14 protein-coding genes, 1 tRNA gene, 2 rRNA genes and 1 pseudogene are annotated in these 19,737 nt (G+C 60.2%); 2 read left to right on the top strand and 16 right to left on the bottom strand.

The genetic code is table 11. The annotated features are described in order from the left end of the window. Window positions 1-150 precede the first annotated feature (150 nt). The 10 genes from RHP72_RS02900 to RHP72_RS02855 all read right to left on the bottom strand — a co-directional run bounded on the left by RHP72_RS02900 (window position 151) and on the right by RHP72_RS02855 (window position 12,574). Window positions 151-3,283: ribosomal RNA gene (locus RHP72_RS02900) — 23S ribosomal RNA — on the bottom strand. Between the two features lie 327 nt (window positions 3,284-3,610). Then, window positions 3,611-5,128, bottom strand: a 16S ribosomal RNA gene (locus RHP72_RS02895). Together the 16S and 23S rRNA genes form the textbook arrangement of a ribosomal RNA operon. 515 nt (window positions 5,129-5,643) lie before the next feature. Next, window positions 5,644-5,841: a hypothetical protein gene (locus RHP72_RS02890; RefSeq protein WP_003946112.1), complete on the bottom strand. Its 198-nt coding sequence runs from the start codon at window positions 5,839-5,841 to the stop codon at window positions 5,644-5,646. Between the two features lie 152 nt (window positions 5,842-5,993). After that, window positions 5,994-6,416, bottom strand: coding sequence for a DUF2752 domain-containing protein (locus RHP72_RS02885; protein WP_003946115.1), 423 nt, complete (start codon window positions 6,414-6,416; stop codon window positions 5,994-5,996). 30 nt (window positions 6,417-6,446) lie between these two features. Further along, on the bottom strand, window positions 6,447-7,007 hold the full coding sequence (locus tag RHP72_RS02880; protein ID WP_064689116.1) for an RDD family protein: 561 nt from the start codon (window positions 7,005-7,007) through the stop codon (window positions 6,447-6,449). A gap of 121 nt (window positions 7,008-7,128) precedes the next feature. Then, window positions 7,129-7,201 (bottom strand) — tRNA-Thr (locus tag RHP72_RS02875). A gap of 30 nt (window positions 7,202-7,231) precedes the next feature. Then, window positions 7,232-8,461, bottom strand: coding sequence for a DNA polymerase III subunit delta' (locus RHP72_RS02870; protein ID WP_019746652.1), 1,230 nt, complete (start codon window positions 8,459-8,461; stop codon window positions 7,232-7,234). Window positions 8,462-8,494: 33 nt separating this feature from the next. Next, the gene (topA, locus tag RHP72_RS02865) at window positions 8,495-11,431 is read right to left on the bottom strand and encodes a type I DNA topoisomerase (protein ID WP_003946104.1); all 2,937 of its coding nucleotides are present in this window, start codon (window positions 11,429-11,431) and stop codon (window positions 8,495-8,497) included. A gap of 169 nt (window positions 11,432-11,600) precedes the next feature. Next, complete coding sequence (locus RHP72_RS02860; RefSeq protein ID WP_003946106.1) at window positions 11,601-12,185, bottom strand: hypothetical protein; 585 nt, start codon at window positions 12,183-12,185, stop codon at window positions 11,601-11,603. Between the two features lie 185 nt (window positions 12,186-12,370). Next, window positions 12,371-12,574 (bottom strand): cold-shock protein, encoded by a 204-nt coding sequence (locus RHP72_RS02855; protein ID WP_003946117.1) that lies wholly within the window; start codon window positions 12,572-12,574, stop codon window positions 12,371-12,373. Between the two features lie 456 nt (window positions 12,575-13,030). Between RHP72_RS02855 and RHP72_RS02850 the strand changes: the two genes are divergently transcribed. Next, window positions 13,031-15,319, top strand: coding sequence for a DEAD/DEAH box helicase (locus RHP72_RS02850; protein ID WP_311094838.1), 2,289 nt, complete (start codon window positions 13,031-13,033; stop codon window positions 15,317-15,319). Here the strand turns inward: RHP72_RS02850 and RHP72_RS02845 are convergent. From RHP72_RS02845 to RHP72_RS02835, 3 genes and pseudogenes are all read right to left on the bottom strand, one after another. Then, window positions 15,312-15,662, bottom strand: coding sequence for an Rv3654c family TadE-like protein (locus RHP72_RS02845; protein ID WP_007732450.1), 351 nt, complete (start codon window positions 15,660-15,662; stop codon window positions 15,312-15,314). The genes RHP72_RS02850 and RHP72_RS02845 overlap by 8 nt on opposite strands. After that, on the bottom strand, window positions 15,659-16,018 hold the full coding sequence (locus tag RHP72_RS02840; RefSeq protein WP_007732449.1) for a TadE family type IV pilus minor pilin: 360 nt from the start codon (window positions 16,016-16,018) through the stop codon (window positions 15,659-15,661). The genes RHP72_RS02845 and RHP72_RS02840 overlap by 4 nt, the downstream gene beginning before the upstream one ends. Then, window positions 16,018-16,152 (bottom strand): annotated as a pseudogene (locus tag RHP72_RS02835) (DUF4244 domain-containing protein); the annotation flags it as partial. The pseudogene RHP72_RS02835 and the gene RHP72_RS02840, both read right to left, overlap by 1 nt. A gap of 344 nt (window positions 16,153-16,496) precedes the next feature. Here RHP72_RS02835 and RHP72_RS02830 point away from each other — a divergent pair. After that, the gene (locus RHP72_RS02830; RefSeq protein ID WP_311094290.1) at window positions 16,497-18,134 is read left to right on the top strand and encodes a DNA methyltransferase; all 1,638 of its coding nucleotides are present in this window, start codon (window positions 16,497-16,499) and stop codon (window positions 18,132-18,134) included. Here RHP72_RS02830 and RHP72_RS02825 read toward each other — a convergent pair. Genes RHP72_RS02825 through RHP72_RS02815 form a run of 3 tightly spaced genes read right to left on the bottom strand, consistent with a single transcriptional unit; the run spans window position 18,131 to window position 19,391 of the window. Then, window positions 18,131-18,409 carry a hypothetical protein gene (locus tag RHP72_RS02825; protein WP_311094289.1) on the bottom strand — a complete coding sequence of 93 codons (279 nt, stop codon included), beginning with the start codon at window positions 18,407-18,409 and terminating at the stop codon, window positions 18,131-18,133. The genes RHP72_RS02830 and RHP72_RS02825 overlap by 4 nt on opposite strands. After that, entirely contained in the window at window positions 18,406-18,792 is a 387-nt protein-coding gene (locus RHP72_RS02820; protein ID WP_311094288.1) for a hypothetical protein, read from the bottom strand. The genes RHP72_RS02825 and RHP72_RS02820 overlap by 4 nt, the downstream gene beginning before the upstream one ends. Continuing rightward, complete coding sequence (locus tag RHP72_RS02815; protein WP_311094287.1) at window positions 18,789-19,391, bottom strand: hypothetical protein; 603 nt, start codon at window positions 19,389-19,391, stop codon at window positions 18,789-18,791. Before RHP72_RS02815 ends, RHP72_RS02820 begins: the two co-directional genes overlap by 4 nt. Between the last annotated feature and the right edge of the window lie 346 nt (window positions 19,392-19,737).

Genomic DNA, 19,737 nt, shown 5'->3' with positions numbered 1-19,737 from the left:
CTATGAAACTGTCACAGTAACCTTCTTCTGATCACCTGGTTTCACCACCCGTCAACACCAGTTTCTGGTGTTGGGGGATGGAGAAAACAGGGTTTCTCATCAGTATCTGTGTGTTGTTTCAGATACCGCACAGTGGACGCGTAGCTTCTTTGTGGTAAGTCCTCGGCCTATTAGTACCAGTCACCTGCATGCATTACTGCACTTCCAGTTCTGGCCTATCAACCCGGTGGTCTGCCGGGGGCCTTACCCCCTCGAGGGGGTGAGAAACCTCATCTTGGAACAGGCTTCCCGCTTAGATGCTTTCAGCGGTTATCCCTTCCGAACGTAGCTAACCAGCGGTGCTCCTGGCGGAACAACTGGCACACCAGAGGTTCGTCCGTCCCGGTCCTCTCGTACTAGGGACAGCCTTCCTCAAGTTTCTAACGCGCGCGGCGGATAGAGACCGAACTGTCTCACGACGTTCTAAACCCAGCTCGCGTGCCGCTTTAATGGGCGAACAGCCCAACCCTTGGGACCTACTCCAGCCCCAGGATGCGACGAGCCGACATCGAGGTGCCAAACCATCCCGTCGATATGGACTCTTGGGGAAGATCAGCCTGTTATCCCCGGGGTACCTTTTATCCGTTGAGCGACACCGCTTCCACTTGCCGGTGCCGGATCACTAGTCCCGACTTTCGTCCCTGCTCGACCTGTCAGTCTCACAGTCAAGCTCCCTTGTGCACTTGCACTCGACACCTGATTGCCAACCAGGCTGAGGGAACCTTTGGGCGCCTCCGTTACATTTTGGGAGGCAACCGCCCCAGTTAAACTACCCACCAGGCACTGTCCCTGAACCAGATCATGGTCCGAGGTTAGAGGTCCAATTCGATCAGAGTGGTATTTCAACAACGACTCCACGATAACTGGCGTCACCGTTTCACAGTCTCCCACCTATCCTACACAAACCGAACCGAACACCAATACCAAGCTGTAGTGAAGGTCCCGGGGTCTTTTCGTCCTGCCGCGCGTAACGAGCATCTTTACTCGTAATGCAATTTCGCCGAGTCTACGGTTGAGACAGCTGAGAAGTCGTTACGCCATTCGTGCAGGTCGGAACTTACCCGACAAGGAATTTCGCTACCTTAGGATGGTTATAGTTACCACCGCCGTTTACTGGGGCTTAAATTCTCAGCTTCGCTCCGAAGAACTAACCGGTCCTCTTAACCTTCCAGCACCGGGCAGGCGTCAGTCCGTATACATCGTCTTACGACTTCGCACGGACCTGTGTTTTTAGTAAACAGTCGCTTCTCACTGGTCTCTGCGGCCCCACCCAGCTCAGACAGTAAATGTCGTCACCAGACAGGGCCCCCCTTCTCCCGAAGTTACGGGGGCATTTTGCCGAGTTCCTTAACCATAGTTATCTCGATCGCCTTAGTATTCTCTACCTGACCACCTGTGTCGGTTTGGGGTACGGGCCGTGTGAAAGCTCGCTAGAGGCTTTTCTCGGCAGCATAGGATCACTGAATTCGCCTCAATCGGCTACGCATCACGTCTCAGGCTATGTGCGACCCGGATTTGCCTAGGTCACGCCCTACACGCTTACACCAGTATTACCACTGACTGGCTCAGCTACCTTCCTGCGTCACCCCATCGCTTGGCTACTACCAGATCAGGTCCCATGCATCCACCAACTCGAGACCCGAAGGTCTTCTCGTGGCTTCAGGATGGTTAGTATCACTGATTCACCATGGGCGCGTTCACACGGGTACGGGAATATCAACCCGTTGTCCATCGGCTACGCCTGTCGGCCTCGTCTTAGGTCCCGACTCACCCTGGGCGGATTAACCTGGCCCAGGAACCCTTGGTCATTCGGCGGACGAGTTTCTCACTCGTCTTTCGCTACTCATGCCTGCATTCTCACTCGTGTGGCCTCCACGGCTAGGTCACCCTGCCGCTTCCATGGCCACACGACGCTCCCCTACCCATCCACACACCTGCCAGAAAATCCTTGGATCAACTGGGGGCTATTGCGTGAATGCCGCAGCTTCGGTGGTGTACTTGAGCCCCGCTACATTGTCGGCGCAGGATCACTTGACCAGTGAGCTATTACGCACTCTTTCAAGGGTGGCTGCTTCTAAGCCAACCTCCTGGTTGTCTTCGCGACCCCACATCCTTTTCCACTTAGTACACGCTTAGGGACCTTAGCTGGCGATCTGGGCTGTTTCCCTCTCGACTACGAACCTTATCGCCCGCAGTCTCACTGCCGCGCTCTCACTCACCGGCATTCGGAGTTTGGCTGATTTCGGTAAGCTTGTGGGCCCCCTAGACCATCCAGTAGCTCTACCTCCGGTGAGAAACACGCGACGCTGCACCTAAATGCATTTCGGGGAGAACCAGCTATCACGGAGTTTGATTGGCCTTTCACCCCTACCCACAACTCATCCCCTCAGTTTTCAACCTAAGTGGGTTCGGTCCTCCACGACGTCTTACCGTCGCTTCAACCTGGCCATGGGTAGATCACTCCGCTTCGGGTCTAGAGCATGCCACTACGATCGCCCTATTCGGACTCGCTTTCGCTACGGCTACCCCACACGGGTTAACCTCGCGACATGCCACTAACTCGCAGGCTCATTCTTCAAAAGGCACGCCATCACCCCCAGCAGTAAACTGCTCGAAGGCTCTGACGGATTGTAAGCGCACGGTTTCAGGTACTATTTCACTCCCCTCCCGGGGTACTTTTCACCTTTCCCTCACGGTACTAGTCCGCTATCGGTCACCAGGGAGTATTCAGGCTTATCGGGTGGTCCCGACAGATTCACACCAGATTTCACGGGCCCGGTGCTACTTGGGTTTCCATTACAACAGTCACAAAGTTTTCGTGTACGGGATTCTCACCCTCTACGACAGGCCGTTCCAGACCACTTCCACTAACCCTGTGATTTCTTACTGTTGGCCAACACGGCAGTATTGACAAAATGAACCCCACAACCCCACGAATGCAACACCTGCCGGCTATCACACACCCATGGTTTAGCCTCTTCCGCTTTCGCTCGCCACTACTCACGGAATCACGGTTGTTTTCTCTTCCTGTGGGTACTGAGATGTTTCACTTCCCCACGTTCCCTCCACACGCCCTATATATTCAGGCGCGGGTAACACGACATCACTCGTGCTGGGTTTCCCCATTCGGACATCCTCGGATCACAGCTCGGTTGACAGCTCCCCGAGGCTTATCGCAGCCTCCTACGTCCTTCATCGGCTCCTGGTGCCAAGGCATCCACCGTACGCTCTTCATTACTTACAACAAAGATGCTCGCGTCCACTGTGCAGTTCTCAAACAACACACAAACAACCACACACACGTTGACACCAACACCCACCAAAGTGGACCGGTATGACAACTGCAGTCATTTGTCGTTACTTCCTAGAAAGAAACACTCGCGTGTTCTCTCAGGACCCAACAGTATGTCGATATATTGTTCGTCGGTTTCCCACAGAGGAGAAACCGTACGACGATCAAGTTTGTCAGCGATCCACCCATGAGCAACCGCCGGACAACATCGTGTCCGAAACGGTCTCTGCCAACCAGTAATTCACCTGTGTGAACCCTGACATTGGAGAAGCTCCTTAGAAAGGAGGTGATCCAGCCGCACCTTCCGGTACGGCTACCTTGTTACGACTTCGTCCCAATCGCCGATCCCACCTTCGACGGCTCCCTCCCACAAGGGGTTAAGCCACCGGCTTCGGGTGTTACCGACTTTCATGACGTGACGGGCGGTGTGTACAAGGCCCGGGAACGTATTCACCGCAGCGTTGCTGATCTGCGATTACTAGCGACTCCGACTTCACGGGGTCGAGTTGCAGACCCCGATCCGAACTGAGACCAGCTTTAAGGGATTCGCTCCACCTCACGGTCTCGCAGCCCTCTGTACTGGCCATTGTAGCATGTGTGAAGCCCTGGACATAAGGGGCATGATGACTTGACGTCGTCCCCACCTTCCTCCGAGTTGACCCCGGCAGTCTCTTACGAGTCCCCACCATAACGTGCTGGCAACATAAGATAGGGGTTGCGCTCGTTGCGGGACTTAACCCAACATCTCACGACACGAGCTGACGACAGCCATGCACCACCTGTATACCGACCACAAGGGGGGCCACATCTCTGCAGCTTTCCGGTATATGTCAAACCCAGGTAAGGTTCTTCGCGTTGCATCGAATTAATCCACATGCTCCGCCGCTTGTGCGGGCCCCCGTCAATTCCTTTGAGTTTTAGCCTTGCGGCCGTACTCCCCAGGCGGGGCGCTTAATGCGTTAGCTACGGCACGGATTCCGTGGAAGGAACCCACACCTAGCGCCCACCGTTTACGGCGTGGACTACCAGGGTATCTAATCCTGTTCGCTACCCACGCTTTCGTTCCTCAGCGTCAGTTACTGCCCAGAGACCCGCCTTCGCCACCGGTGTTCCTCCTGATATCTGCGCATTTCACCGCTACACCAGGAATTCCAGTCTCCCCTGCAGTACTCAAGTCTGCCCGTATCGCCTGCAAGCCAGCAGTTGAGCTGCTGGTTTTCACAAACGACGCGACAAACCGCCTACGAACTCTTTACGCCCAGTAATTCCGGACAACGCTTGCACCCTACGTATTACCGCGGCTGCTGGCACGTAGTTAGCCGGTGCTTCTTCTGCAGGTACCGTCACTTGCGCTTCGTCCCTGCTGAAAGAGGTTTACAACCCGAAGGCCGTCATCCCTCACGCGGCGTCGCTGCATCAGGCTTTCGCCCATTGTGCAATATTCCCCACTGCTGCCTCCCGTAGGAGTCTGGGCCGTGTCTCAGTCCCAGTGTGGCCGGTCACCCTCTCAGGTCGGCTACCCGTCGTCGCCTTGGTAGGCCATTACCCCACCAACAAGCTGATAGGCCGCGGGCCCATCCTGCACCGATAAATCTTTCCACCACCCACCATGCGATAGGAGGTCATATCCGGTATTAGACCCAGTTTCCCAGGCTTATCCCGAAGTGCAGGGCAGATCACCCACGTGTTACTCACCCGTTCGCCGCTCGTGTACCCCGAAAGGCCTTACCGCTCGACTTGCATGTGTTAAGCACGCCGCCAGCGTTCGTCCTGAGCCAGGATCAAACTCTCCGTTGAAGACTCTAGATATCACCAACCCGAAGGCCGGCTAATCAGTCATAGACAAAAAGAGTCAAATCACTAGCAAAAAAACTCAACTAGCAAAAAATGTGTCGGCAACCATTCAGACGGAAGAATGAACAATCACCGACGAAAAATACTCACACCCCGAACATCAGAACCGAAACCCGAAGGCCCGGAACATCATCCGACATGCGAAGTACCAAAAAAATTTGGCACTGACATTCATCGACACACTGTTGAGTTCTCAAAGAACACGCACACACCATCACCACGACCCTATGGCCGCCGCTCCGGGGCAACTTTTCCAGCCTATCCCAACCTGGCCACCGGCGCAAACCGGAACCCCGTGAAGAAAAACTGGATTGTGTTCGCCAGGCACTTCGTACAACCTCGTGTCACTCACCCTCGCAGGTGGGAGTCGGTGTCCGTGTCGCTCTGACCTGGACAAAGTTACGCGAAGATCAACACAACACCAAATCGCCAGGTCAGAGCACTGCGGTCGGTAAACTTCACGGAACCCAGTACCTCTCGGCCAGTTCTTCGACGATCGGATCGCCTTCCTCGGCCTGTTCCAACGCTTCGAGATCGTCGTTGATCGAAACCAGCCGGGGATCGTCACCCTCAGCTTCCTGAATCGGGTGCCGACCGTCCTCGGCGAGTTGCCTCAGCAGCTTTTCCTTGACGCGGGCTTTCAACGAATCAGCCATACCGCCAGCATGTGCCGCTCGGGCTCAGTTGTCGAGGCCTACTCGTCGTCCTTCTTGCCGAAGACACGTCGTGCCGTCGGAATCAGGATGATCAGCGCGCCGAGCAGAACGATGAGCGAAAAAACCTGCAGTGCCATGTCGACCTCTTACCGTCACGCCGGCGCGAGCCAGCTCCCCCACGGGGTGTTTCGAACAACCGTAAATGCAACGAGAACTCCGAGCACCACGATCGTCACAGTCGGCCGAAGCACGATCATGCGATCCCGCGTGCCTTTCCAACGGCGCACTGTCCAACCGATCCACGCGATCACCAACACCGCGATAAGCGGCACGATCAAGGCATTGCTGGACACTGCGGCGCCAATATCCAGATTAGTCAGGTCATTGACCGCACGAAGGCCACCACACGCCGGGCACCACAATCCCGTCAACGCGTACATCGGACAAACGCCGTAACTACCCGCGCTGTGGGGATCACGGAAGTGGAGTACCGCGGCGGCCGTCACGGCCACTGCAGCAACACCGACAGGTGCGGCCAGCGAGCGTCGTCGACTTGTGACCGCTTCCAACTCCATGGCACCCACTGTAAGAGACCTCGGCAGCGACTAGCGCGCGCGAACGACTACCGACCGGACCACCATGTCGTGCCAGCACTGGTGCTTCGAGTCCCAGAGCGGCCAGAGATAGTTGAGGAAGCAGGCGCCACCCAGGATCGCCATCATGATCCAACGAAGCAGCGCCATCACCGGGCCGAGAGGCACACCGTCGGACTCCCGAATCACCGAAATTCCCAGCCACTTCTTGCCGAGCGTCTGTCCGGTGTTCCCTTGCCTGAAGACGAGATTCCACACCTCGATCAAGAAGATCGCCAGTATGCCGACGACCATGACGATCACCCCGACCGGATTACCGCCTTCAGCGCTCACGCTGCCGTCGTCGTATGTGGTCACTTCGGATCCGGAGAACGCGATCACTGCTCCGATGCCCGCGAGGATGACGCCCGGGAGCGGAACGACGAAGCCGTCGAGAATTGACGCGAACACCCGAGAGATCCAGGTTGCGTACGGATAGGCGGGCGTCGGCGGCTGATAACCCTGCGGCGGCATCTGCCCGTACGGCGGCTGATTCTGCGGTGGTTGGCCTGGTCCCCAGTTCTGATCCGACATCGAGGTCTCCCCTGTTCAGGCACGTGTTCGCCGAACTCAGGATAAACCGCACATACGCAAGAATTGGGAACTAACGACAAGAGCCCCACATCCGGATTTCCGGGTGTGGGGCTCTTGGCTGAGCTGCCTGAGAGAATCGAACTCTCGACCTTTTCATTACGAGTGAAATGCTCTACCGACTGAGCTAAGGCAGCGTGCCTTTCGGCGGTGGCGAGTCTATCTGGTCAACCCCCGGATCGCGAAAACGGGGGTCGGAAAGCGGCTCCGATGGAGGCAACCATCGCATCGAGCGCCCACTGCAACTTGACGTTGAAGTCGACGGCCTCGCGGCATTCGAGCACCGCTTCGATGCACTTGAGCAACCCCTCCGGGGACGTTCGGGCAGCCAACTCGGCGGCCTGCCGAGCCATGTCGGGATGGGTCGCCGTCGACGTCGACCCCAGCGAATAGGAAAGCGCGTCCCGGTACATGCCGGCCAGGTCGATCAGCGTCCGGTCGAGAAGATCGCGGCGGGCCCGGGTGTCGCGCGATTTCTGGCGCGCTTCGAGGTCCTTGATCAGACCAGCCGATCCGCGCAGAGTCCCGGCTGTTCCCTTGCCGGTTCCACCGCCACCCAAGGAGACCTTGAGCTCCTCGAGTTCCTGTTCCTTGAGTTCGGCGTAGAACGCCTTGGTGTCAGCCTCGATCGACTTCACCAAGTTCTCTGCGGCCTTGTACGCCGTCGAAGCACCGATCGCGTCGGCGGCCAGCCGAAGCGAACGCTGACGCTCGTCGCGCGCGCTCTCGTCGGTGGCGAGGCGCCGCGCCCGACCGACATGTCCGCCGCTGATCGATGCGGCGATTCTCGCCCGTTCCGGATCCAGCCCGTCGCGGTCGATCAGTACCTGGGCGATCGATTCGACGGACGGCGTCACCAACGGCATGTGCCTACACCGCGATCGGAGGGTGACAGACATGTCTTCCGGATCGGTCGTCGGCGCGCAGAGCAGGATGACCGTGCGGTCCGGCGGCTCCTCGACAACCTTCAGGAGGGCGTTGGCTGCGCCTTCGGTCAAACGATCGGCATCCTCGACCACGATCACCTGCCACCGCCCCGTCGTCGGTCGACGCGAAGCGATGTTGACTATCTCGCGCATGCCTTTGACGCTGATGCTCAGGCCGTCGGGGATGATCCGTCGTACGTCACCATGGGTTCCACCCATCGTCGTCGTACACGCATGACACTCACCGCACCCTGGTGCACCGTCGGAGGTGCATTGCAGGGCAGCGGCGAAGCAGAGAGCAGCCACCGAACGACCAGAGCCGGGTGGCCCGGTGAAGAGCCACGCGTGGGTCATCTCCGAGCCGCTGGAATCGCCACGAGCCGACAGTGCAGCATCACGCAGGCTCTGCTCGACGTCGTGCTGACCCACCAGCCGACCGAACACACCTCGTTCGGCCACTTCAGTACTCATGCAAAAACCCTAACCGTCGGCACCGACGAAGCCTTACGAGTCCTTCTTCGCCGGAGCCTTCTTGGCGGCGGCCTTCTTTGCCGGGGCCTTCTTTGCGGCTGTTTTCTTGGCAGCGGCCTTCTTGGCCGGAGCCTTCTTGGCTGCTGCCTTCTTCTTGACCGGGCCGCGCGCACGACGATCAGCCAGCAACTCCGACGCCCGAGCATCGGAAATGGATTCGACGTCGTCGTCCTTGCGAAGGCTGGCGTTGGTCTCGCCGTCGGTGACGTACGGACCGAAACGGCCGTCCTTGATCACCATCGGCTTCTCGCTGACCGGATCGACGCCCAACTCACGCAGCGGAGGCGTTGCCGACGCCTGACGCCCACGACGCTTCGGCTCGGCGTAGATCTTGAGGGCCTCGTCGAGCGTGACGGTGAACATCTGCTCTTCGTTGGCGAGCGAGCGTGAGTCCGTGCCCTTCTTCAGGTACGGACCGTAACGGCCGTTCTGCGCGGTGATCTCTTCCTTCGATTCGGGGTCGACACCCACGACGCGCGGAAGCGACAGCAGACGCAGCGCATCTTCCAAGGTGATCGTCGCCAAGTCCATGGACTTGAGCAGCGATCCGGTCCGCGGCTTGGGGCCTGCGACCTTCTTGGCAGCCTTCTTCGCAGGCGCCTTCTTGGCCGCGGCCTTCTTCACCGCAGTCTTGGTGCTGCCCGAGCTGATTTCTTCCGGCTCGGGAGCGGTGACGGGAACGATGTCCGGTTCCGGCTCGGCCGGCGGTTCGGGCAGGATCTCGGTCACGTAGGGACCGAAGCGGCCTTCCTTCGCGACGATCTCGTGGCCCGTCAGCGGGTCGACGCCCAGCTTGCGGCCCTCTTGAGGCGTCGAGAACAACTTCTCGGCGTACTCGGGAGTGAGCTCGTCCGGTGGCAGGTCATCGGGAAGATTTGCCCGCTGCGAGATCAAATCGCCTTCGGGATCGTCCGGGTTCTGAACCATGCGCTCGAGATACGGGCCGAACCGGCCGACGCGCACGTGAACTTCGCGACCCTCGGCGTCGTCGAACAGTCGGATGGAGTTGACCTCGCGAGCGTCGATCTCCTCGAGATTGACACCGACCATCTTCTTCAGCCCGCCCTCGCGGGCGACCGAACCTTCAGCGCCTGTCTCGCCGCCGAAGTAGAAGCTGCTCAGCCAGTTGCCACGCTGCTCACGGCCACCGGCGATCGCGTCGAGATCGTCTTCCATTCCTGCCGTGAAATCGAAGTCGACCAGCCGGCCGAAGTGCACCTCGAGCAGCCCGATGACGGCAAACGCCACCCAGGACGGAACCAGCGCGCTGCCACGTTTGTAGACGTATCCGCGATCGAGGATGGTCTTGATGATCGACGAGTAGGTCGAAGGACGGCCGATGCCGAGTTCTTCGAGCGTCTTGATCAGGCTGGCTTCTGTGTAGCGAGCGGGCGGGTTGGTGCTGTGCCCGTCCGGATCGAGCTTGGTGGCCGTGACTTCCTGACCCTTGACCAGCACCGGAAGCCTGGATTCGGCGTCGTCGGACTGACCGCCGGCTTCTTCGTCGACGCTCTCGACGTAAGCCTTGAGGAAGCCGGCGAACACGATGGTGCGACCCGAAGCGGAGAACGTGCAGTCCTCGCCGGTGCCTGCCGTGCCGGAGATGCGAAGCGTCAACGTCGTACCGCGGGCGTCGGCCATCTGCGAAGCGACGGTCCGCTGCCAGATCAGTTCGTACAGCTTGAACTCGTCTGAATCGAGCTTGGAGTGCAGCTGACCCGGGGTCTGGAACACGTCGCCGGCGGGGCGGATCGCTTCGTGGGCTTCCTGCGCGTTCTTGACCTTGCGGGTGTACTGACGCGGCGTCGGATGCACGTATTCCGGACCGTACAACTCGGTGGCCTGCGCACGAGCGGCAGCGATCGCCGACTCCGAGAGAGTCGTCGAGTCGGTACGCATGTAGGTGATGTAGCCGTTTTCGTACAGACGCTGTGCGATGCGCATTGCACGCTCGGACGTGAAACGAAGTTTGCGTCCGGCTTCCTGCTGGAGCGTCGACGTCATGAACGGCGGGTAAGGCTTGCGGGTGTACGGCTTGTCTTCTGCGGAGGAAACAGTGAGGTCGACGCCCTGCAACGCTTCCGCGAGACGACGCGCGTACGCCTCGTCGAGCACGGTGACCGCGCTGCCCTTGAGCTTTCCGTCAGCTCCGAAATCACGGCCGGAGGCGACACGCGAACCGTCGACGGAGACCAGGCGAGCACCGAAACTACGCGGGCTGGCCTCTGCACCGGCGTCGAGCGTCGCGGAAATGTCCCAGTACGACGCCGACTTGAACGCCATGCGCTCGCGTTCACGCTGGACGATGACGCGAGTGGCCACCGATTGGACGCGGCCGGCCGAGAGCTTCGGCATGACCTTCTTCCAGAGAACCGGGCTGACCTCGTAACCGTAGAGACGGTCGAGGATGCGGCGGGTTTCCTGAGCATCGACGAGGTCGGTGTCGAGTTCGCGGGTGTCTTCGGCGGCAGCACGGATTGCCGGCTCGGTGATCTCGTGGAAGACCATTCGACGAACCGGAATCTTGGGCTTGAGAGTCTCGAGGAGATGCCAGGCGATTGCCTCGCCCTCGCGGTCGGGGTCAGTTGCGAGGAAGAGCTCGTCGGCGTCCTTCAACAGAGACTTGAGTTCGGCGACCTTGCCCTTCTTTTCCGGGCTCACGACATAGAGCGGCTCGAAGTCGTGATCGACGTTGACGCCGAGACGGGCCCACGACTCGCCCTTGTACTTGGCCGGAACGTCCGCTGCGCCGCGCGGGAGGTCGCGAATGTGACCGACCGATGCCTCTACGACGTAGTCCTTACCGAGGTAGGGAGCGATTTTGCGCGCCTTGGTCGGTGACTCGACGATCACGAGGCGACGAGGGTTACCGGACGCTCCCTGACCGCTGCCGTTGTCCGCTTTAGCCACCTGCTGCCCGAGCCTTCCTTTGGACGTTCACTGCCGTCGGCAGATCTTCAGAACTAGACGTGTGGAGCAAGTTATACCCCGTGTCTCTCTTTACAGAGTGACATACCCGCAAGACATTCGTGCAGATCAGTACAGTATGGGCTCCGTCGGACACGCGGCATGAGCACTGTCAGACGTGTGGCCAGGCGACCGAGGTGTCGACGTGTTTCGGCGCCTCACCGAGGTATTCGACGAGCTTTGTCAGTCTCTTCTTTCCCGACACACGGAGCCCCGGACCCGGTGTCCGGTTACCCAGTTGAGTCGGCGCGATACCAACCCTCATCAAGGCCTGAGCCAGCGGTGCGTGTGTCTCCTTCGCATGGGGGTCGAGGCCGAACACGAATCGTTCACCGCCTTCTTCGAGTCGGCCGGCGGCGACGGCCCACACTCGGAGTTGGCGAGAATTAGGAACCCACCCGACCGGCACGGCCTTCACTGCTCCTTTGGTCCATTGCACGGACAGCGGAAGGAGTGCGGGCGTCGACTGAGTTCGGACGAGTGGGCTGCCTTCTTCGCTACGCGTCACCTCGGCCCCGAGTCCGCACTGCGCGATCAACTCGGCAACGGCCTGTGCTCTCCAGTCCCGATCCACGACGATCGAGATCCGCGCGCGATCCTCCGAGGTCACGACCTGCCCCGGTCCGGCCAGCATTCCGGCAAGGTCCGTCACGGCAGGTGGAATCGACTCGGCAGAGAAAAAGGACAGTTGGCTCACAGAGTGAAACGTAAGCCACGAAGGTATCGACGGCATAGACGACCGGCCGTGGCCGAACAGCTGCGTGCATTCACCTCGGACAGGGAAAGTACTAACTCAGCCCGAAAAGATTTGTCCCCCACCGCACGGATGCGATGGGGGACAAATACTGTCCGAACTATTCGCTCAGCAAGTGAGCGGAAAAATCAGACCGCGCGAACGCCGGTAGCCTGGGGACCCTTGGTGCCCTGGCCGACCTCGAACTCCACACGCTGGTTCTCCTCGAGGGTACGGAAGCCGTTGCCCTGAATTTCGGAGTAGTGAACGAAGACGTCTGCGGAACCGTCTTCGGGAGCGATGAAGCCGAAGCCCTTTTCAGCGTTGAACCACTTCACAGTGCCCTGTGCCATGCTTTTCCTTCTCTTTCTAACACCGGATTCGGTGAACAGCCCTTACAGTCCACCGGGCCGGTTCCGACCGCTGTACGTCTTTATTTCCCCCTCAGGAAAGGCAGAGCACCGCGCCCGCAACAACGATCCTGCGAGCGTGCACTTTCTCAAGCCTACGAACACAGAAGCTGCGACCGATTGTCAGTCAACCATGTTCTCCGCGTGCACAACAGTCGAAAAGGGAACTAAAAACGTTAAAAGTTCGCTACGAGAAAAACAGCCCACGATCGTGGTTTCCCGCTCGCGCGCCGAGCACCCGGTTCCACCAAGACCGCCGACCGTTGCGTATCATCAAAACTGCAGGTAGCGACAGTTTCCGATTGCCGCCACACCCCAACGCCGAGCCCGGAGAGTCACGTGAACGCACCTTCCCCGATCCCCGCCCCGGGAGGGAAGCCTGGCGAGACCTACGGGCAAATGCTGCTCGATCGGGTCGTCGCCGGGGTCAGTGGAAGCGAAAAACCACTGATGTTCACCGCGCAGTTACCTGCTCGCGTAGCCGAGTTCACCGAATGGCCGGAGTGGGTGCACCCCAGCGTCGTACGTGCGCTCGCCGAGCACAGCGTGCGGTCCCCGTGGATCCACCAGAGTGAGGCCGCCGACCTCGCTTACGCCGGAAAACACGTGGTCGTGGCCACCGGTACGGCGTCGGGTAAGTCACTGGCGTACCAACTCCCGGTGCTGACGGCCATGGCGACCGATCCGCTCGCAACAGCCCTGTACCTCTCCCCCACCAAAGCGCTGGGCTCCGATCAACTACGAGCAGTGCTGTCCCTCACCGACTTCGACGTCGAACTTCGCAGCACGAACGCCAGTGCGTACGACGGCGACACCTCTCAGGAACTCCGCACTTGGGCACGTGAGAACTCACGCTGGCTCTTCACCAACCCCGACATGATCCACATTTCTCTGCTCAGAACCCATCAGCGATGGGCACACTTCTTCCGCAACCTGAAATACGTGATCATCGACGAATGCCACTCCTACAGGGGAGTCTTCGGATCCAACGTCGCGCTCGTGATCCGGCGATTACGCAGAATTGCAGCCCGTTACGGCGCCGAACCCACCTTCATTCTGGCCAGCGCGACCACAGCAGATCCCGGCGCGGCGGCCTCGCGGCTCATAGGCGCACACTGCACCGAGGTCACGGAAGACGGATCGCCGCACGGCCCACGCACCGTCGCGCTGTGGGAACCACCGCTACTGGAGGCATTGACCGGCGAAAACGGTAGCCCGGTACGACGTCCCGCGGGCGCGGAAGCCGCGCGGATCATGGCCGACCTCATGATCGAAGGCGCCCGCACTCTCACCTTCGTCCGCTCCCGCCGCGGCGCCGAGCTGACCGCGATGGCCACCAAACGTCTACTCGCCGAGGTGGACCCGGACCTCGCCGAGCGAGTCGCGTCGTATCGCGCCGGATATCTGGCCGAGGACCGTCGCGAACTGGAAGCTGCGCTCGCCGACGGCACGCTGCTGGGCGCAGCCACCACCAACGCGCTGGAGCTCGGCGTCGACATCGCAGGCCTCGACGCCGTTGTCGTGGCAGGCTTCCCGGGGACCGTTGCCTCGTTCTGGCAGCAGGCCGGTCGCTCCGGGCGACGCGGCGAGGGTTCACTCGTCGTGTTGATCGCCCGCGACGATCCACTCGACACCTACCTCGTTCACCATCCGTCAGCGGTACTCGACAAACCCGTCGAGGCGACGGTGACAGATCCCGGAAATCCGTACGTCCTGGGACCACAACTTCTCTGCGCTGCAATGGAACTCCCACTTTCCGATGCCGAGGTGGACGCGTTCGGGGCTCTCGAGGTTCTGACGAGACTGTCCGAGGAAGGCAGGATCCGGCGCCGAAAGCACGGATGGTTCGTCACCGCCGATTCGAACCCCCACGGCTCTTTGGACATTCGCGGCGGCATCGGAACTCAGGTGGCCATTGTCGACGGGGAATCCGGCCGGATGCTGGGCACTGTCGACGCGGGCCGCGCTCCGGCCACAGTTCATCCCGGCGCCGTGCACATCCATCAAGGCGAGACCTACGTCGTCGACGAACTGGACCTCGACGTCGGACTCGCATTGGTACACACCGAGAATCCGGACTGGACCACCTCGGCCCGCGAGACCACCGAAATCACGATCACCGAACAACTCGAGCACAAGAACTACGGCGACATCGCCGTCGCTCTCGTCCAGGTCGAGGTGACACATCAAGTCGTCGGATACCTACGACGGTTGACTTCGGGTGAAGTCCTCGACTCGATCGAACTCGACATGCCCGCACACACTTTGCCCACCATGGCAGTGATGTACACGGTCACGCCGGAACTCTTCGAATCCATCGGGGTCCCGCCCGAACGGTTCCCCGGATCACTGCATGCCGCCGAACATGCCGCAATCGGCCTGCTGCCACTGGTGGCGATCTGCGACCGCGGAGACATCGGCGGAGTGTCCACCGCGATGCACGCGGACACCGGACTCCCGACCGTCTTCGTCTACGACGGTCATGCCGGCGGCGCCGGGTTCGCCGACCGAGGGCACAGCGAACTGTCCCGATGGCTCACCGCGACGCGCGACGCCATACTGTCCTGCGAATGCGCTCACGGTTGCCCGTCCTGCGTCTATTCACCCAAGTGCGGCAACGGAAACGACCCACTCGACAAAGACGGCGCGGTCAAGGTTCTGACCGCCGTCATCGACACCATCAGCTGACCGGACCCGCACGCGCGTAAGCCTGCGCATCCCCGATCCCGAAGCCCGACAACAACACCGGTGCGCGTATCTCGACCAATACATCCCAACCCTGCACCTCGCACTCCTCGAGCACCGTGCGCATCCGCTCCGCGATCACCGCGGACATCTCACACGCCGACTCGTCGCCGCCGTCCAAGGCGCCCGCACCGCCGAGAGCCGAAAGATCAGCGGCCGACTGAGCCGTGTGCCGAGCCACCACTGCGGAACCGACATGCAGCATCCCGCCGGTCACCATAACGATCGCCGCCAGAACGCAGCACGCCAGAACCGTGGCAACACCTTCGTCGTCACGTAGGTTCACCCCTCCTCCACTCCCGACTCCACTGCTGCCACCGCCTCGGAAGAAATGTCGACCAACGGCAGCAACGCACTCTCGGCGCTGACAACGGCCACCGCAAAGCCGTCGACGATCTCCACCGAGATCGACGCATCTTCGGGTGCGATCCGGCGGGCCGTGGTGACCGCAGACTCACGATCACCACGTGCCACCAACCGCGCGGCCTCACGAGCGGCGTCGACACACCGAACCTGCATCGACACCGCCAGGACTCCACCGACACACAGCACAACCACCGTGACGATCGAAGCCAGAGCAATCGCGGCCTCCACCGTCACGGCGCCATCGTCGGCTTGCCGAATACCTCTCGTGGACAACATCACACAGCTGTCTTGAGAGCCTTGTCGATGATGCCTGTCAGCGCCGAGACAATGGAGTCGCCAGTGACAACCGTGTACAGGACGGCACCGAATGCGGCAGCCGCAATCGTGCCGATCGCATACTCAGAGGTTGTGTTTTACAACCCCAGGGCTTGGTCGTCGCTAACCTCCCTGGTCTGACGATAACCGACAGGGCGCGAGTACCTCAGTCCCCGCAGCTCGCGGCGGGGCACCGCACTCTCTGCGTCCGGCCGGGCTGGTGTGTGGTCACGATGAAGCTCGCCCTCGTTCAGAGGGCGGGCTACCCGTCGTGCCGAGATGGACTATCGGGGAATGGTGTTCGGGAGTTCCGGGGCAGGGGACAACGACACCGGCACCCGTAGGGTGCTCCTCACGGTAAGGCACTGCCGCCGTAGGCGTCCGCATCGAGCAGCGTGGCGATGCCTAGCTGCTGCTGCGGCTTGCGTACGCTTCCGGAATGGAGAAGAACCAGCTCTACTACGGCGACAACATTGATGTGCTCAAAAAGTACGTCACAGATGCCTCCGTTGACCTGGTCTATCTCGACCCGCCGTTTAACTCGAACCGGAACTATTCGGTCATTTTTAGCCGCAAGGGGCAGATAGAGGACGAGAACACCGCTCAGATTGAGGCATTCGAGGACACGTGGCACTGGACACACGTGACCGATACTCAATACACCGATTTTGTCGGGTCCGCTCCTGGTGCTGTCGCTGATGCGCTGTCTGCATTTAGAACACTTCTCGGCGAGAACGACGCTATGGCCTACCTGGTCAATATGGCTCCTAGGTTGCAGGAGTTGCACCGCGTCCTGAAGCCCACTGGATCGCTGTATCTCCATTGCGATCCGACGATGAGCCACTATCTCAAGATCCTCCTTGATGCGATATTCGACCCTCGAAACTTTCGCAATGAGCTCATCTGGAACCGGACTGCATCTAAGGGGCTGTCCTCGACGCGACTCGCGAAGAACCACGACGTACTGCTCTGCTATGCGAAGAGCACCAAAGCGAAGTGGATGACTGACAACGCCTTCACCCCGTATGACCACGATGATCTCGATGAAAAGACAGCTGGGAAGTACAAGCACGACGACGGGGATGGACGACTCTATCGACTGAGCGACATCACGAACCCAAATCCAGATCGACCGAACTTGACCTATGAGTTCATGGGAATGACCAAGGTCTGGCGGTGGACCAAGGACCGTATGGAGAAGGCCGTGCAAGATGGCATCATCGTGCAGTCGGGTCCCGGCAAGATTCCGCAGATGAAGCGATACCTCGACGAGCAACGCGGACGTCCATTCAGTGATGTCTGGACCGACATTCCGCCACTGAATTCCCAAGCTGCGGAGCGTCTCGGCTACCCAACACAGAAACCATTGGCCCTGCTCGAACGGATAATTAACCTCACTACCGAGGAAGGGGACGTTGTGCTCGACCCCTTCTGTGGTTGCGGAACCACTGTCGATGCGGCCCAGCGCCTCAACCGGAAGTGGATCGGAATCGACATTACGTATATCGCGGTCGACCTCATAACGAAGAGGCTGCGACATACGTACGGCGACAGCGTGATTGACGCGTTCGAGACGAACGGCATCCCGTCCGACCTCGCTGGTGCACGCGCATTGTTTGCACAGTCGCCGTTCGACTTCGAGCGTTGGGCTGTGTCGCTCATCAACGCTGAGCCTAACCAGAAACAGGTGGGCGATAAAGGGATTGATGGAACGGCCCGGTTCCCTATCGACGCGAAGGGCAAACTCGGCAAGGCACTGGTGTCGGTTAAGGGTGGCAAGACACTCAACCCCGCTATGGTTCGTGACCTGCGCGGAACAGTCGATCGAACCAGCGACGCTCACATGGGAATACTGATCTCACTGTCACCTGCAACGAAGGGCATGAAGGACGAGATTGACCACGGCGGCGTGTACGAGCATCCAGCGAGCCAACAGAAGTTCCCTCGGCTTCAGCACTTCACCATTGCGGAACTCATGGATGGAAAACGTCCGCAAATGCCAGCAACGGTGCTTCCGTACATCGCGGCTGACAAGCTCAAGCCGAAGGAAATCGCGGAGGGTCTATTCGACGTTTAGGTCAACAGCTCCCGGTACCAATCACTTGGTGGGCAACCGATCGCTGCCATAACCTCGGCTACAGGCGGATGCTGACCAGCCGACCTCGGATCGGTGGTCGGCAACAGCCCCATCTCTTGGCGTAGGTGCTCGTCCAGGTCTCGCATGTACCGACCCAGCCCGGTCATGTTGCCGTTCTCGATCTCCAGTTCCGGCACCAGGAACTGGTCCGGGAGCTGGTCCACGAGCTCGTCCACGGAGATGCCTGACCTACGCCGGTTGCGTCGTACGGTCATCGGACCACCTGGAACGTAGCGGTCCGTCTAGCGGCTCTGCTCCGAGTCTCTGTGAGCTGCTCGGCCTTCGCCTCCAGCGCCTCGTCCGTATCCGGCAAGCCCAGCTTCCCGAGGAGCTGCGCCAAGAGGCCCTGTTGAAACCGCACCTCGGCGATCAGCGGGTGAATAGTGATCTGACGAGCCGAACCCAGCACGGTCAGCGGTTGACCAGTCTGGGCTTTCTCCAGCTCTGCGATCTTGTCCACGACCCGGCACGCCTGGGTCAGGATCTCGACCTTGTGCGGTTCGGCCTCTAGGGCGAACTCGTCCAGTGTCGTACGCCAGAGCCGTTGGCCGGCACTGCCGAGCCCTCTGGGCATCCGTGGTTTCTTCTGTTCGCTCATGCTGCGATCTCCTGCTCCTTCTCAGCACGGTCAGCCAGGTAACTGACCCAATGCTTGTTGCTTTTGCTCGTGTTGATGGACTTGTTGCACGGCACGAGGTTGGTGACTACGTGCCCCGGTGTGTCTGGTGTGCTCAATGGCACCGCGTGGTCAAGGTGCCAGCCGGTTTCTAGGGGCTGGCCGGTGTAAGCGTCCCGGCTGGCGTCGATCCCACGACGCTCCCAGTCGGCGAGTAGTTCGTCTGGGGTGATCCGGTCGGTACGAACACCGGCCTTACGTGCTCGGACAGCTCCGTGGTGAAGTCGCTTGCGTAGCGGTTCATTCGTCCGGTACCAGGCGGACCGGTCGCGTGCATATTCCGGGTTCTGCTCTCGCCACCGGCACGAGCTCTGCCGATCTTCGTCTCGGTGACTCTCGCGGTACGCCGCTTCTGCGGCTAGCTGGCACTCGATGCACGAGCTTCGACGGCCCGCGTAGCCGTCCGCTCTCACACGGAACCGCTCCAACGGAAGGTCCTGGGTGCACTTCGTACACTTCTTGAGCCCCTGGGCTAGTAGTTCCTCGCGCTGTTCGCGCTCTTTTCGGCTGACTCCAGCCATGCTGTTCTCCTCCTGTATCAGCCGTTATGGCTGCTTAGACAGCCCGAAACGGCCTCGAAATGTGGTCTTTCGGATGGTGCATTTGCGCCCTGACCAGTGCATTACGTAAAAAACCAGCGAACGGTTTGCTCGCGCAGGACCGGTCCGGCTATCACGGCCGATCTAGTGTGTACGGGGGAGGGCATACCCCCCTGGGTGCCTCTGACCTGGGTAAACGAGGTGTACTCATCGGTAACCTAACCATCGGTGACAGACTCTGACCTGCACGAATGCACAAATCCTGTGCCCCCTGCTGCCTGCCCCCTGCCCAGTGCCCCCTACCCAGGGAGCCCCCCTACCCAGGTAC

This window comes from Rhodococcus sp. SG20037, from assembly GCF_031763325.1.
GTDB classification, from domain to species: domain Bacteria; phylum Actinomycetota; class Actinomycetes; order Mycobacteriales; family Mycobacteriaceae; genus Rhodococcus_F; species Rhodococcus_F qingshengii.
This window is presented reverse-complemented; position numbering and strand designations above follow the sequence as displayed.